Source organism: Actinocorallia sp. API 0066 (genome assembly GCF_020991275.1).
Taxonomy (GTDB): Bacteria; Actinomycetota; Actinomycetes; order Streptosporangiales; family Streptosporangiaceae; genus Actinocorallia.
Window position 1 is genome coordinate 396,292 of record NZ_JAJLQY010000003.1, and the last position, 13,398, is coordinate 409,689.

The following is a 13,398-nucleotide window of genomic DNA, read 5'->3' on the forward strand; positions in this document are numbered from 1 at the left end:
CACCCGCTTCACCCGAGGAGAATCCCTGTGAGCAACCGCATCGACGTGCACCAGCACATGGTGCCACCCGCCTACGCCGCCTGGCTGCGCGGCCACGGCGTCCACACCCCCGGAGGCCGCGCGCTGCCGGACTGGAGCCCGCAGACGGCGATCGGCTTCATGGACCAGAACGGTATCGCCACCGGGATCCTGTCCCTGACCGCGCCGGGCGTGCACCTGGGCGACGCCGCCGAGGCCAGGCTCGCCGCACGTGAGGCCAACGACTACGGCGCGCAGCTCGTCGCCGACCATCCCGACCGGTTCGGCTTCTGGGCCGCGCTGCCGCTTCCGGACGTCACCGGGGCCGTCGCCGAAGCGGTCCGCGCGCTGGACACGCTGCCCGCCGAGGGCGTCGTCCTGCTCGCGAACAGCCGCGGCCTCTACCTCGGTGACACGGTTCTCGATCCGCTCATGGCCGAACTGAACGAGCGCTCGGCAACCGTGTTCGTGCACCCCGCCGAGCTGCCCGGAAACCCGCCGGTCGAGGGCATCCCCGCCTTCGCCGCCGACTTCCTGCTCGACACCACCCGGGCCGCGTTCAACCTCGTCAAGCACGACGTGCCCCGCCGCTTCCCGAACCTCAGGTTCATCCTGTCGCACGCGGGCGGCTTCGTCCCCTACGCCTCGCACCGCCTCGCCGCGACCGTCTTCGCCGAGACCGGCCGCGACCCCTTCGCCATCCTGGACGACCTCGCCGGGTTCTACTTCGACACCGCCCTGTCCTCCAGCCCCGCCGCCCTGCCCACCCTGCACGCCTTCGCCAAGCCCGGCCACATCCTCTACGGCAGCGACTGGCCCTTCGCCCCCGACCTCGCCGTCGCCTACTTCAACGAAGCGATCGCCGACGACGGCGCCATCGGCCGCACCAACGCACTGCCGCTCCTGCGCCGCGCCGGAGCGGCCACAGCCTGACCCGCACGGATCTCCCGGGATGGTGGGCCGATCGGTCCCAGCCGCCATCCCGGGTGTCAGAAGCCTCCCCCACCCCCCAAGGACGCTCATGACCTCCGCAGTCCCGTTCGACCGCCGCCGCCTGCTCGCCACGGCCGCGGCCTCCGCCGCCCTTCTGCCGCGCGCCTCGAAGGCGTCCGCCGCCCCGCCGCAGGGCCCGTTCCGCATCGACATGCACGCCCACTGCCTTCCGCCGGACTACCGCAAGGCGCTCCTGAAGGCCGGGTTCCTCACGGTCGGCGGCTACCCCACGCCGACGTGGTCGCCGGAGGCCGCGCTGGAGTTCATGGCGCGGTACCGGATCCAGACCCAGGTCCTGTCGGTCTCCGACCCGGCGGTGACGTTCCTGAAGGGCGCCGAAGCCCGCAACCTCGCGCGCTATTGCAACGAGTACGCCGCTGCCCTGGTGGCGAAGCAGCCGACGCGGTTCGGCGCCCTCGCGGTCCTCCCGATGCCCGACGTGGTGGCCTCGCTCGTCGAGATCAGGTACGCCCTGGACGTCCTGAAGCTCGACGGGATCGGGCTTCTGTCCTCCTACGACGGCGTCTACCTGGGCGATCCCCGGTTCGAGGTCGTCATGGCGGAGCTGAACCGGCGAGGCGCCTACGTGTTCGTCCACCCCGCCGCGCCGCCGCCGGAGAACAAACCGGCCCTCCTCATCCCGGACTTCCTGTACGAGTTCACGTTCGACACCACCCGGGCCGCCACCGCGATGATGTACAGCGGCACGATCAAGCGGTACCCGAAGATCCGGTTCCAACTCGCGCACGCGGGCGGCACCGTGCCCTTCCTGGCGAACCGGCTGGCGCTGCTGGAGAACATCGGCCTGCCCGACCTCGTCAAGCCCGTGCTGCCGGACGTCTCGGGCCACATCCGCTCCTTCTACTACGACACGGCGCTGAGCCCGGCCCCCTCGGCGATGAAGAGCGTCCTGGAGGTCACCCCCCGAGACCACATCGTGTTCGGCAGCGACTGGCCGTTCAGCGCGCTGACCCTGGGTGGCTCCGGTGACCCCCAGCCGCGCCTGTCGGAGACGTTCTCCGACTCCCAGCGCCTGGAGATCGAAAGATCCAACGCTTTGCGGCAGCTCCCCCGGCTCGCCTCCCTCCTCGCATGACCGGGACGCACGCCCCAGGGAGCGCACTCGATGAACGCGACCAATCCACGGTGCCACGACCCGGACAACCCCGACACCCACGTTCCGCAAACCTTCCCCGAGCAGTTGTTCGACACCGGTGAAGGGCAGGCCCACCCGGACGCCCAGCCGCTACACCCTCGACAACATGGGGCAACGACCTCGTCCGCTTCGTCCAGGGAGTCATCGGAAGGCCGACGATCGCGCCCGGGTTCTCCTCCGGCCAGTCGCTGCGCCAGCGCGTCGGCCCGATGTCCGCCCTGCGGAGCAAGCACCTCGGCGCCCAGTGGAGCGTCGCCGACCGGGAGGGCATGGTCGCCGCCGCGCCCTCCGAACCACCGCCCTGGATGATGTTCCCGTTCGAGGCCGACGGCACGACCGGCGCCGAACCACCGCGGAACCTCAAGGAGTACGACCCCGAATGGGCCCGCGCCTTCTTGACCGGCACCCTCACGGGCGCCATCTCCGACCTCCAGCTCGCGCGCGTCCGCGAGATCCTCGCCGCCACCGGCGCCAGCCAGTGGAGTACCTCTCCCTCCCCGACTCCGGCCACTCCCCACACGGCGAAACCCCGCCCTCTTCGCCTCCGCCCTCACCGCCTGGGCCCAGAAGCTCACCTGACCTACGATCTCCGTCTCACCTGAGGCGCGCCGGTCCGCGAACGACACTCGGGTCGTCGCACGGCCCTGGGCGCAGCTCCACGCGCCCGGACGCCCAGGATCCCACCATGCGCATGACTGCTCCGGTCGACCACGCTCCCCTCCGGAGTCGTCGGTGAGCTCGAAACTGATCGGTGCGGCCGCGGCCGCGGTCCTCGCGCCCATCACCCTCGTCATGGGCATCGGCATCGGGACGGGCAGCTCAGCCACCGCCGACCGGAACGTGGACTCCACCTGCCTGGAGACCAAGGCTCCCTGGGGCTCTTCCAGATGCGCCCCGGCCAGGGATGGGGCACCACAGCACAGATCACTGACCCGGTCCACGCGAGCAAGAAGTTCTACTCCGCCCCGGCGTCCAGGTCCTGTCCGACGGCGGCGACCGCGACGCCTACCGCACCGTCCTGGCAGGTGCCGACCTGGCTCTTGCGCCGTTCCGCTCGGGCTGCACCTGGTCGATGTCGGTCATCGACTGCCAGGCGCTGGGCGTACCAGTTCTCGCGCCCCGGCTGGGCTGGCTCGCCGGGGCCGTCGAGGAGCAGTTGACGTTCGACGAACCCGGCGAGGCCGTGAAGATCGTCGAGGAGCTGTTGGCGAGCCCGACCATGTGGCAGGCGGCCTCACGTCGAGCCGCGGCCTCCACACCCGAGCGCTGGCCCCGGAGCTGATCGCGGCCCGCTACCTGGCGGCGATCGCGTGAACCGATTCGACACTGTGTTCCTTTCGGTGGACGAGCCCCTCGCCGACGAACTGTTCGGCCGGCTCTGCCGCGTGCTCGGCCCCGCCAAGCGCCTCCACGGAGTTCGGCCCATGCGCCGCGCCTACCAGCTGTGCGCACAGCTGGCCGACACCGAGGAGTTCTTCCTGGCCGACGGGGACTTCGACATCGACCCCGACTTCTACGCCGACGCCATCGACCCCCTCGCGGAAGGCACATGCATGCGCGTGTGGCAGGCCCGCAACCCCATCAACGGCCTGACCTACGGCTACGGCGGCCTCAAACTGATCCGCGCCTCCGCGCTACGTCACCTCGGCGACGCCGTCGACGTTCTCGCGGCTCTGCCGGGCCAGGTCGAGTTCACCGGCACCCCCGCCGGAACCACCCGGATCGACCAGTCCCCCTACCACGCCTGGAAGGCGGCCTTCCGGGAGTGCGCGATGCTCGCCCGAGGATGCGAGTACGGAGCCACCGGCCACGCGGCCCAGCAGCGGCGCATCGACGCAGCCCTGGCGGCCGAGACACCCGTCATCGTCGTGGCCCTCAACGGGATCTGCGACGCCAGCCGCGAGGCGCTGCTGAGGGTGACACGCACTTCCGAGCCTCGGACAGCGGAGACCTCGCCGCCGTCCTCGACCGGGCCGCATCCGATCCACCCACCCGCCCGCACCCCGGTGAGGCGACCGGCCTCGGACTCGCCACCCCGGCCCGAGCGATCGCCCGGCTCGCCGACATGAACGCCCGCCTCACCCTCATCGGGCCGCCCCGCCTCATCAGCCGCGGCCCCTGGCACGAAGCCCTCCACAGCCGGCTGCGCGACCACCTGCGGGCCACCGCGACCATCGAGCATGGGCCTGGCTGGCACCTCCTGGCGACAGCGACGAGTTCCACACCTGTCCCGCACCGCTGGACGAGCAGATCGCCGCCGCCGAAGCCGACGGCCGCCGCGTCGTCGGCGGGGTCCTGGTGGACCGCGTCGCGGCCGACGGACAACTCACCGGCTGGCAGCCCACCGTCGGCCTCGACGCCACGTACCGGCTGGGAGGGTTCCTCACCCATCGGCTGCTACGAGCCGACCCCCGCAAGATCGTCCTCGCCCACTCCGACGCCGCCCTCGCACTCGGCAGCCACCGCAGCGGCGCGTGGAAGGAGGAAACCCCGGCCATCCGCGACGAAGCCGCCCGACTGCTCGCGCACCTGGACGCCAACGACGGCCGCATCGACACCGCCAACCCCCTGATGGACTGGCGGCCGATCTCCCTCACCGTCCTCCCTTCCTGGTGGCCCGAACTCGCCACCAGGGTCATCGCCGAATTCCGGCCCCCCGCCGGGGCGGCCCGACCATGACCTTCCCGCGTCCGGGCCTCTGGCGCCGAGCAGGCCGCTGGTACCTGCAACGTTGGCCTGGCCTTCCCGGACAGAGCCACCTCGCCGGTGCGCTGGACCGCAGCTTCCGAACGGACCCGGTGACGGCGATCGCACGGACCCGCTTCGGCTCAACCGTGCCGGTCACCACGACCGACCTATCCAGCGGTACGTACACCTGTTCGGAATCTGGGAGCCGAACCTGACCCGCTGGATGTCGAACCGGATCCGCGCAGGCGACACCGTCATAGATGTCGGAGCCAACGTCGGCTACTTCACGCTCCTGGCCGCCCACCTCACGGGCCCGACCGGGCACGTCGTGGCGATCGAAACCGCCCCCCACTTCCACAACGCCCTCACCCAGACCATCCACACCAACGGCATCGACGACGTCCTCGACCCCTTCGCCGCACACGGCTTCCACGCCTACCTCCTGACCAACGACTACGACGCCCGCAGCTACCCCGACACGATCCGCCGCCCCGAACCGCCCGTCCGTCTCCATCCGCCCTACCCCGACCTCAAGGACCCCACCGACCTGGTGCTCTCCCGCACCGACACCGACACGCTGCCCTGACGCTCAGAATGCGGGCGGCTCCTCGCCCTCACCCGACGGAGGCTCGAACCGCGCGAAGAAGTCGTCCAGCGCCTCCTCGGTCACCAACAACGCATTCGCGTCGGCCCGCCGGTTGCGCTCGCCCAGTCGCCGCAACAGCTCACCCCGATCGACATCGAAGAACACCAGCCGCCACCGACCACCCGCAGCCTCCACCAGCCCCTTCACCCGCTCACGATCCGCCTCCGCCACAGACCAGCGTCCAGAACCACATCACGACCGTCCGCCACCAGGGCCTCCAGCCTCCGATACACCTCCTCGACCACAGGCGCCTCCAGAGCCCGGTACTCCGACTCGTGGTAGTCGACACCGTAGCGGCCATGCCGAGCGAAGACCTCCTCATCCACGCTCAGGCGCACCACCCCGCGCTCCTCCAGCAGCTTGGCCAACGTCGTCTTCCCCGACACGGTCAGCCCGACCAGCAACCACACCGTCACCACCACAGCCTCACACATCCCAGATCCACCCGCGCCCAGCCGCGCGAAAGCACAGCAGCAACCCGCGCCACCCGCCACAAGGACGCCCGCAGCCCTCACCTCGTCTACGACGACGGTGTCGCCGTAAAGAAGGAGGAGCGGCCCAGGGGACCGGCTCGGATGGGAGCGCCGCGCAGCACCCCGGACCTCCACCCTGCGGCAGTCCATCACCGCCGTCGTCCTCACCAGAGTGCTCTGGCGTGGGAGCCAGAGGGCCGCAGGCTGATCGTGACCCAGGTGTACGACCACCTCAGCCAGCGCTTCGACGGCGCGCGCGGCTGCCGCCCTCCCACACGCAGGTGTCGGGGTGACGGGTCGGATCGGATCTTGCACCCTGACTCGACGCTACCCCCGCGCCTGCGCTGTGCTGCTCATGGATAGAGGCCCCGCTCCCCTAACGGGAGCGACGGCCTCTGCGGTGACGCGGGGAGTCGGCTAGGTTCTGTTGTCCCAGCTCAACGCCAGCAGGCACCACTGCGGCGAGGTGCCTTCACGCAGGTGCTGCAGGACGGTCTTACCGTGGATCGTCCGGTAGAGGTCAGTGGGCTCGAACCCGTTGTCCTGCAAGAGCCGGATGTAGGTGATGTCGAGGGGATGCACCCCCTCCGCCCACCATTGATTCACTCGGTCGACATCGTGGTTGGACAGGAAGGCCCAGGCCGCGACGACTTCCTCGCGGTCGAGGTCTGTCGTTTCCCACTCGACTTGTTCATCGATGTAGAACCCGATCCGGAGGAGCGCCTTAGCCTTTTCGCGGTCCTTGTTGGGAGTACCCGAACGCTGCCGCCCCCTCCGCAGCCGTTCGCGCTCAGGGCGGTTGATCCCGAGGGCCCGCAGTTCGTCGTCCGAGATCTCGGCCTTTGTTCTGGCCGCGAAGCGAGCCGACCGGGGCTTGCGGGCTTTGGTCTTCGCTCCGCCGTCCTGCTTCGGCTTGGGCTTTTGGCCGCCCAGCATGAACTCCATGAGGCGCTGGTGCGCGTCGTCTTCTTGCGTCAAACATCCCCCTGCGCCAGTGCGAGACTGGCCTCCCAGTATAGAACATCAGTTCGCCTACGAGCATCGCCTTCCTAGCGAACGAGCTCGCCGCGATCTGTCGCGACCTGGGATTAACTGGGCGCGCCATCCGCTACGACCGACTCCTGGATCCGCGCTTCCAAGAGTCCGGACTGGAGACCGGCGTCGAGGTCCGGGAGTGCCTCTCAGGCACGCTCTCTAGCCGCGGGGCTCGCGGTCGCAGCCCCCGAGAGATAGGCGACCAGATCCGCTTCTCGGAAGCGGATCTGCTTGCCGAGTCGGATGGCTGGGATCTTGCCAGCCTCAACAGCGTCGTAGATCCAGCTCTTCTTGGTGCGAATGAGTTCGCAGAGCTGGTCCACGTCGAGGAGTCGCAAGCTCTCGTAGTCGCCGTTCGCGGGCCGAGCCCCTGCTTGATTCTCACCAGTCAAGTCCATGTCCCCCAAAAATCTACACCCACAAGAATACTCAGGTCAACTGCCGCAGACCGGGGCCCCGCACCACGCGTCGACTAACTGGGTGGCAAGCCCTGTAGGGTTCTCGCGCTCTCAACCATGGTCCGGATGGCGTTCAGGGCCTCCTCGGACAGGCCGTCGGTTCGAATCGCCCGATCGCGCGCCTCGTCCGCCGCCGCGGCATCCGGCTCCTCGAAGAAGTAGCTCGGATGCACTCCGAAGAACTTGGCGAGCGCGATGATGTGCTTGTAGGTCGGGTTGTCCTTGGCGCCCTTCCGCAGGCTGTGTATGTAGCTTGCGGCGATGCTCGGCCCCTCCGTCGTGGCACCGATGGCATCTGCGACGTCTTGGCTGCTGTATCTCTTCTTGCCCGGAGGGGTGACGGTCTGGAACAGATGCTCCAGACGTTCCGCGAACAAACCCGGTGAGGACGAAGGCGTGTCGCTCATCTGATCTAGCCTCTCCAAGGTTGACGGCTTCCCATGGGTGGAGCCTTCCGGGCCGTAAATTCTCTTCAGTGTAGTCCAGGCACCCACCCAACCGCAGGATCAAGCTTGGGCTGGCCGCCGCCAGCGACTGTGCGCGACCCGGCAGGGAGAGGGTCTCGCCCAGATGACCGCGCCGGTGAGCGGGACGGGGCACTTCGCAGGGATAGCCCCCGGGCTGCCGGACACTGGCGAGTATGGTCCGCATATGCCAGCAGAAGTCGGTCTTTGGAGAGTCGATGGTCCTGTGCCACAGCGGATGGTCTCCTCAGGCATAGGCACCGAACTGGAGCTTGAGCGGCTCATCGAGCAGGAGCCCGACGTACTCGGCGACCCGGTTCTGGTCGTGGGCCGCCAGGTGGTGACCTCACACAGAAACAGGGTGGACCTGCTGGCGATCGACGCCGACGGGGATCTGCATGTCCTGGAGTTGAAAGCGGGACCGGACGCCTCGGAAGGTGGTCGCCCAACTCCTCGATTACGGCTCCTGGGCTGCCGACCTGTCGGGGTCAGACATCCGAGCGATCTTCCAGGCATACCGGCCGGAGACGGATTTTGATTCCGCGTTCACCGAGCGGTTCGGTGAACGCCCGCCAGAACACCTCAACACCGGCCACAAGCTGACCATCGCCGCCCACGACGCCGACGCCGCGATGAAGCGGATCGTGCAGTACATGAGCACCTACGGAGTACCGGTCAGCATCCTGTTCTTCCGCTACTACTACGACGACAACCGCCATTACCTGATCCGCAGCCGGCTGTCTGACGAGGATGCCCCTACAGTGCGTCCGTCGACACAGAGCAAACGCCCGCTGTGGAATGGATCGGACTGGTACGTCGCCCTCGGCGGAAAAACCAGCAAGCGGAGCTGGGACGACGCGCGCCAGTACGGGTTCGTCTCCGCCGGGGCCCTCCGGCACAGCAGCGCCCTGCGCAAGATCCCGCCTGGGAGCCGGATCTTCGTCCATATCCCCAAGGAAGAGTACGTGGGAGTCGGTGAGGTCACCGGCGAGGCGGTCATGTTCCCCCACGGTCTCTGGAGATCAACGGGCAGCCGCACCGGATGACGAACCTCCCCCTCAGGGGAACATACCGGCAGTCCGATGACGAGAAGGAAGCCGAGTATGTACTACCGGTCCGGTGGATACGCACCCGGGCCCGTGAAGAAGCCTTCTGGGTCAAGACCCTGCGTGCCTATCGCTCCGTCGCCTGCCAAATCACCCACGCCTCCACGATCGAAACCCTCACCACAGAGTTCGGGCTCCAAGACTGAAGCCAACCGCCTGGAAGGCCAGAACCTCCTCCGTTCCACTGCTATCACGCGAAACTCCGCCTTCTGCCGGATCATGCGCACTTCCTGGCAGATGCGCTGGTCGTCAGACGGCGTGCGGGACCGCGTTCGCCGCCAGGGTCCGCGACGAGCAGCGTCCCTAGAGCTGCTGTGCTCAGCTGCGGGGTGCGTACATGTCCTTCGGTCGGGCGGGGGTTGGTGCAACGGGAGGTCAGGTGGCGGGGTCGAGCAGCTCGTCGATCAGGCCGGCGTGCTCGGCCGCCGCGGTGAGCTCCAGGTGCAGGTACTCCCCGTCCAGGTGGAAACTGATCGCCAAGGCAGGGTGGCGACTCTGCTCGGCGACGGCCAAGCCCGCGAGGGTCGCGGCGCGGGCGGCGGGCAGGGTGAGCCGCAGCCCACCCGGGACTGGCGGGTGGGAGGCTCCGTCCAGGATCGTCCTCCACGGGGACGGGCTCGCAGCAGCGGGGAGAGCCTGGCCAGACAGGAACGGGCAAGCGGGGTCGCATGAGGTGTGCCGGTCAGGCAGGGCGTCCAAGCGGGCCAGCGCGTCGCGCAGCGAGGCCGTGAACACCTCCAACTGGGCCGCGCGCTGCTCGGCGTCGGCGAGGCGGCCGTCGATCATCGGCCGCGGATTCGCCCGGACCTGCGAGCACGGCCCGTCCTGCCACACCGCGACCAGATCGCGGATCTCCCCCAGAGCGAGGCCGAGGTGCTTGGCGGCGCCGATGAACGCCAACCGCTCCAACGCGTCCGGCCCGTAGGTCCGGTATCCGGACGGGGTCCGATCGGCGGGCAGCAGCCCTTCGGCCTCCCAGTAGCGCGGCGTGGTCGCCGGGATCCCGCTGCGCTCGGCGAGCTGGGAGATCTTCATGGCGACCATGCGCACAGGGTAAACCTTCGACTCGACTCAAAGGTCAAGGCAAAGATCCCCCTCCCCAGGGCGCTCAGACCGAGGTGCCCGCGCACGGGCAGACTGCGCGCCTCGCCACAGCCCTGGGCTGCGTGCAAGAGCATACTGAGTCTCTGCTGACGAGATGCGTCTTGTGCTTCTCAAAGCTGTGCCATTCTTATCAGACCAGATCGTCCCACCCCCATCGCGCGGTGGGTATAAATCGATTGTTCGGTGCGAGGAGGGAAGTCTCTCGGCCATACCGAAAAGCTCCCCGTTGTCTCGTTTCTTTGAGATAGAGCTCGAAGTGGCCGATGTTGGGGAGGCGGCCGACCAATAGCTTCAACGCACGATATGCTTCACCTTTGCGCAGCTGTTCGAGAACCTGCACCATGCCACTAGGGGTACCGCGACAGAGCCTCTCCGCAAGGGCCCGAAATTCCCAAATTTCCCCACTCTTGCGCATGGCTTCGAGAATCTGCCCATAGTCGATTTTATCGACGATCGGATATTCAGTCGCGATATGATGCGCAAGTGTGCGAAACGCTTTTTCCCCACCCTGCGTCTCCATCCTGCGCAGAATATTGAGCATGAAGCCAGTTATGTCGGCGAACTGAGGATCCCGTGCAGCACGTTCTGCAAGCTTGATGACTGCCCCGCCCGCTTCGCGAATGTCAAGCAACATTAGTATTGAAAGCCATGCCTCAGCCGGGAGCAATGCATTTGCGGCAATACGATCGGCTAGTCGGCGAAAGGCGTCTACTGCGTTGAACTTTTCGACAGAGTCGGGCTCATACTCTTCCATATTCCACAGCTTCAGTCCCACGATCTGAAGGGCTGACAGCACCGCACATAGAGTGCTCGCATCGGTGAGCGGAATCTCATCTGCGGCGCGATCGGCCATAACAGCAAAGGGTGCTGCGACACGGGCTGCACGCAACAGCACGAGCACTCCCGCAAAATCTGACGGATCAACGCGCAGAAGTTCGGGTGCAGCGCGGGCGACTCGGTCGGTCAATGCGGGAGAGAAGAGCCCGTTCGCTCTCATGTTATCAAGAAATACCCCGACCCCGCCCGGATCGGCAAGCGGAAGGTCAGGTACAACCCGATAGATGCTGTCATGCAACGCAGCTCCCAACTCATGCGGAATATGCGAATTTGGCATATCGCCGAGAATTTCCCCAATGCCACCCGGATCGGCGACCACAAGCTCGGGCAAGGCAGGGATGATGAGATCGATCAACGCTCGACAAGCCTCGGCATCCCAATCCCACAAGCTAGAAACAAGTACTCCAAAATGGCCGAGTTCAGCAAAGGGGAGGTCGGAGAACAATCTCTGCACCAGCGAGGTAAAAGCGCCAGAAGCCTGACCCTCGTGTAGCATTTTTAGCAGGCTTATCAGAGCTGGAAGATCTGTGATGGGAATTTTCGATGCAACACGGTCAGCCAAAATCTCGAACGGTCCGGTTGTCTCGACTGAGACCAATATCTCGAGTAGATCGACGAGCCCTCTAATATTTGCGATTGGTACTTGGCGGGCGGCACGGGCGGCCAGTACATTGAATTCTTCCTGGTCACTACGCAGGGATCGCAAGATCCCTGCGATATCATATGGATCAGCGCAAGAGGCATGGGTAGCAAGCCACCCGCTTGGGCGGTGGTCTGCGGGATCAATGGCCTTCATCCGCCGCAAGAGCCCGTGGCTGGACCAAGCCATCCCTTGTTGAATGTTGTGCTTGTGGAGCTGGGCTGCCTCCCGGTAGAGACCACGGCGGTCGGCGGAGACCGCGATAGCCAACAGCGTGTCCGGAGGTGCATGGCGGGCGGCACTCCAGAATTCTGGCGGGGGCAGAACGTCTTTGCGGCGGGCCTCTATCTGCTGAAGCAGATAGTCGTTGGGCTGATAGCAGGGTTGCTCTCCAGCGGCCCGGTGATGGAGCGTCAACGCGGTCAGAGCATGGCTAACGTCGGTACGGGTGCCGTCAGCCCGGTAGCCGCACGCCAGTGCCTTCAGAGCCGTCTCAAAGGTGCGGCTGTCAATAGGAAGATCCTGGGAGGACAGGTATCCGGCAGCGGCCTCGCTGAGCAGATGTGCCGGAATTAGGCCGGGGAGCCCAAGACGACAGATGTCGATGGCCGCTGTTATCAGCGCGTGCTCAACTGGCAGGAACGGGCCCCCAGCCGAGCGGGTGGGATCACTGTCCAGATAGGCGCCGACCAGGAGCGGCCCACCGGTGAGGTGCTGGATGACCCGGCCTCCAGCGAGAGCACCGCCCACGATCGCGTCTTGCACCCGCCGGTCGCTGGCCGCCAGCGCGGCGAATGCTCGTTGTTCCTCGATCTCCAAGACCGCCGGCACTGAGATGCGGAAGGAACGTTGGATCAGCAACTCCCGTACCGCCTGCCGTCCGGGCACTCCACCCATGGTTAGCTCCGCCCAATACGGCGAACTCCACATTGCTCCGACCGCGATCACTTGCGGCACCCGATCCAGCAGCTGCGCCAGTGCTTTAGCGGCACGCACTCCGTTGACGCCATAAAAGAACTTCTGCGCCTCATTCAGCCAGAGCACCGTGCGTCTGGAGACACCATCACCGTCCAGCAGGGACAGCAGATCCTCGGCGTCGATGGGCCGGGCTAGCTTCCAGTCAGGCACGATCGCAGTTACGGCCTCATACAGTGCACGGGTTTTCCCAACTGACGACTCGCCCGTCAGCATGACCAGCACCGACCGCGCAGACCCGCCAGGATCTGATATCGGCTCCAACACCTCGCGCAGGATTCGATCGTGGTCGCGTAGCAAATACGGCGTCAGTTCCTCGTTGACGGTGCCTGATGCGGGCAGAGCACGATGCACGCCCACCTCGTGGAGGGTGATTGCCGCAACGGTGCCATGCAAAGGTGCAGCAAGCGGACCACTAGCGGCGGCTGCGGCCTCGTACAGGACCCGCCACGCGGCTGGGTCCAATATCTCGCCCGACAATCCGTGGCCAACCCTCAGCTGTTTCAATGCGGCAGCCACCACCGCCATCAGCGTGGACTGAGAGGCGGGCGTGTTCTGTCCGGCTATCCAAGCGCTCAACCGCTGCGGAGAGACCTTCTCAGCCTGGATCGGGCGCCGAGCGTGGCCGCTAGTCTCGGTCGCGCGTTTGGCCAGAATTTCAGTGGCCCGCCTGGCCACGCCCTGTTGGTCAAGCACACTCGCTTTCACCAGCAGTCTCAAGCGGGCAGCCAGAAGCATCCGCGGATCATCGTCGGCCGCTCCGGTCTCCGCGATGCTCATGTCATCGGTTCCCGCCGCCAGCACG

13 protein-coding genes and 1 pseudogene are annotated in these 13,398 nt (G+C 66.7%); 8 read left to right on the plus strand and 6 right to left on the minus strand.

Features of this window, described 5'->3' with window-relative positions; all coding sequences use genetic code 11:
* Window positions 1-27: 27 nt before the first annotated feature.
* The 7 genes from LO762_RS09590 (at window position 28) to LO762_RS09620 (ending at window position 5,441) form a co-directional block, all read left to right on the plus strand.
* The gene (locus LO762_RS09590) at window positions 28-951 is read left to right on the plus strand and encodes an amidohydrolase family protein (RefSeq protein ID WP_230614126.1); all 924 of its coding nucleotides are present in this window, start codon (window positions 28-30) and stop codon (window positions 949-951) included.
* An 88-nt stretch (window positions 952-1,039) separates the two neighbouring features.
* On the plus strand, window positions 1,040-2,107 hold the full coding sequence (locus LO762_RS09595) for an amidohydrolase family protein (protein WP_230614128.1): 1,068 nt from the start codon (window positions 1,040-1,042) through the stop codon (window positions 2,105-2,107).
* A 269-nt stretch (window positions 2,108-2,376) separates the two neighbouring features.
* Complete coding sequence (locus tag LO762_RS09600) at window positions 2,377-2,769, plus strand: hypothetical protein (protein WP_230614131.1); 393 nt, start codon at window positions 2,377-2,379, stop codon at window positions 2,767-2,769.
* A gap of 470 nt (window positions 2,770-3,239) precedes the next feature.
* A complete protein-coding gene (locus LO762_RS09605; RefSeq protein ID WP_230614132.1) occupies window positions 3,240-3,449 on the plus strand; it encodes a hypothetical protein in 210 nt (69 codons plus the stop codon).
* Window positions 3,450-3,477: 28 nt separating this feature from the next.
* Complete coding sequence (locus tag LO762_RS09610) at window positions 3,478-4,236, plus strand: hypothetical protein (protein WP_230614134.1); 759 nt, start codon at window positions 3,478-3,480, stop codon at window positions 4,234-4,236.
* Between the two features lie 229 nt (window positions 4,237-4,465).
* Window positions 4,466-4,846 (plus strand): hypothetical protein, encoded by a 381-nt coding sequence (locus LO762_RS09615; protein ID WP_230614136.1) that lies wholly within the window; start codon window positions 4,466-4,468, stop codon window positions 4,844-4,846.
* A gap of 232 nt (window positions 4,847-5,078) precedes the next feature.
* A complete protein-coding gene (locus LO762_RS09620; RefSeq protein WP_230614140.1) occupies window positions 5,079-5,441 on the plus strand; it encodes an FkbM family methyltransferase in 363 nt (120 codons plus the stop codon).
* A gap of 3 nt (window positions 5,442-5,444) precedes the next feature.
* Here the strand turns inward: LO762_RS09620 and LO762_RS33875 are convergent.
* The 4 genes and pseudogenes from LO762_RS33875 to LO762_RS09645 all read right to left on the minus strand — a co-directional run bounded on the left by LO762_RS33875 (window position 5,445) and on the right by LO762_RS09645 (window position 7,874).
* Window positions 5,445-6,124 (minus strand): annotated as a pseudogene (locus LO762_RS33875) (AAA family ATPase).
* Between the two features lie 267 nt (window positions 6,125-6,391).
* Window positions 6,392-6,952, minus strand: coding sequence for a hypothetical protein (locus LO762_RS09635; RefSeq protein ID WP_230614147.1), 561 nt, complete (start codon window positions 6,950-6,952; stop codon window positions 6,392-6,394).
* Window positions 6,953-7,155: 203 nt separating this feature from the next.
* Window positions 7,156-7,407 (minus strand): helix-turn-helix domain-containing protein, encoded by a 252-nt coding sequence (locus LO762_RS09640; RefSeq protein WP_230614149.1) that lies wholly within the window; start codon window positions 7,405-7,407, stop codon window positions 7,156-7,158.
* A 74-nt stretch (window positions 7,408-7,481) separates the two neighbouring features.
* On the minus strand, window positions 7,482-7,874 hold the full coding sequence (locus LO762_RS09645) for a helix-turn-helix transcriptional regulator (protein WP_230614150.1): 393 nt from the start codon (window positions 7,872-7,874) through the stop codon (window positions 7,482-7,484).
* A gap of 494 nt (window positions 7,875-8,368) precedes the next feature.
* Here LO762_RS09645 and LO762_RS09650 point away from each other — a divergent pair, with 494 nt between their 5' ends.
* On the plus strand, window positions 8,369-8,977 hold the full coding sequence (locus tag LO762_RS09650) for a hypothetical protein (protein WP_230614151.1): 609 nt from the start codon (window positions 8,369-8,371) through the stop codon (window positions 8,975-8,977).
* 435 nt (window positions 8,978-9,412) lie between these two features.
* Here the strand turns inward: LO762_RS09650 and LO762_RS09655 are convergent, their stop codons facing one another.
* Window positions 9,413-10,081 (minus strand): MerR family transcriptional regulator, encoded by a 669-nt coding sequence (locus LO762_RS09655; RefSeq protein ID WP_230614152.1) that lies wholly within the window; start codon window positions 10,079-10,081, stop codon window positions 9,413-9,415.
* A 190-nt stretch (window positions 10,082-10,271) separates the two neighbouring features.
* Complete coding sequence (locus LO762_RS09660) at window positions 10,272-13,373, minus strand: hypothetical protein (protein WP_230614153.1); 3,102 nt, start codon at window positions 13,371-13,373, stop codon at window positions 10,272-10,274.
* Window positions 13,374-13,398: the final 25 nt, after the last annotated feature.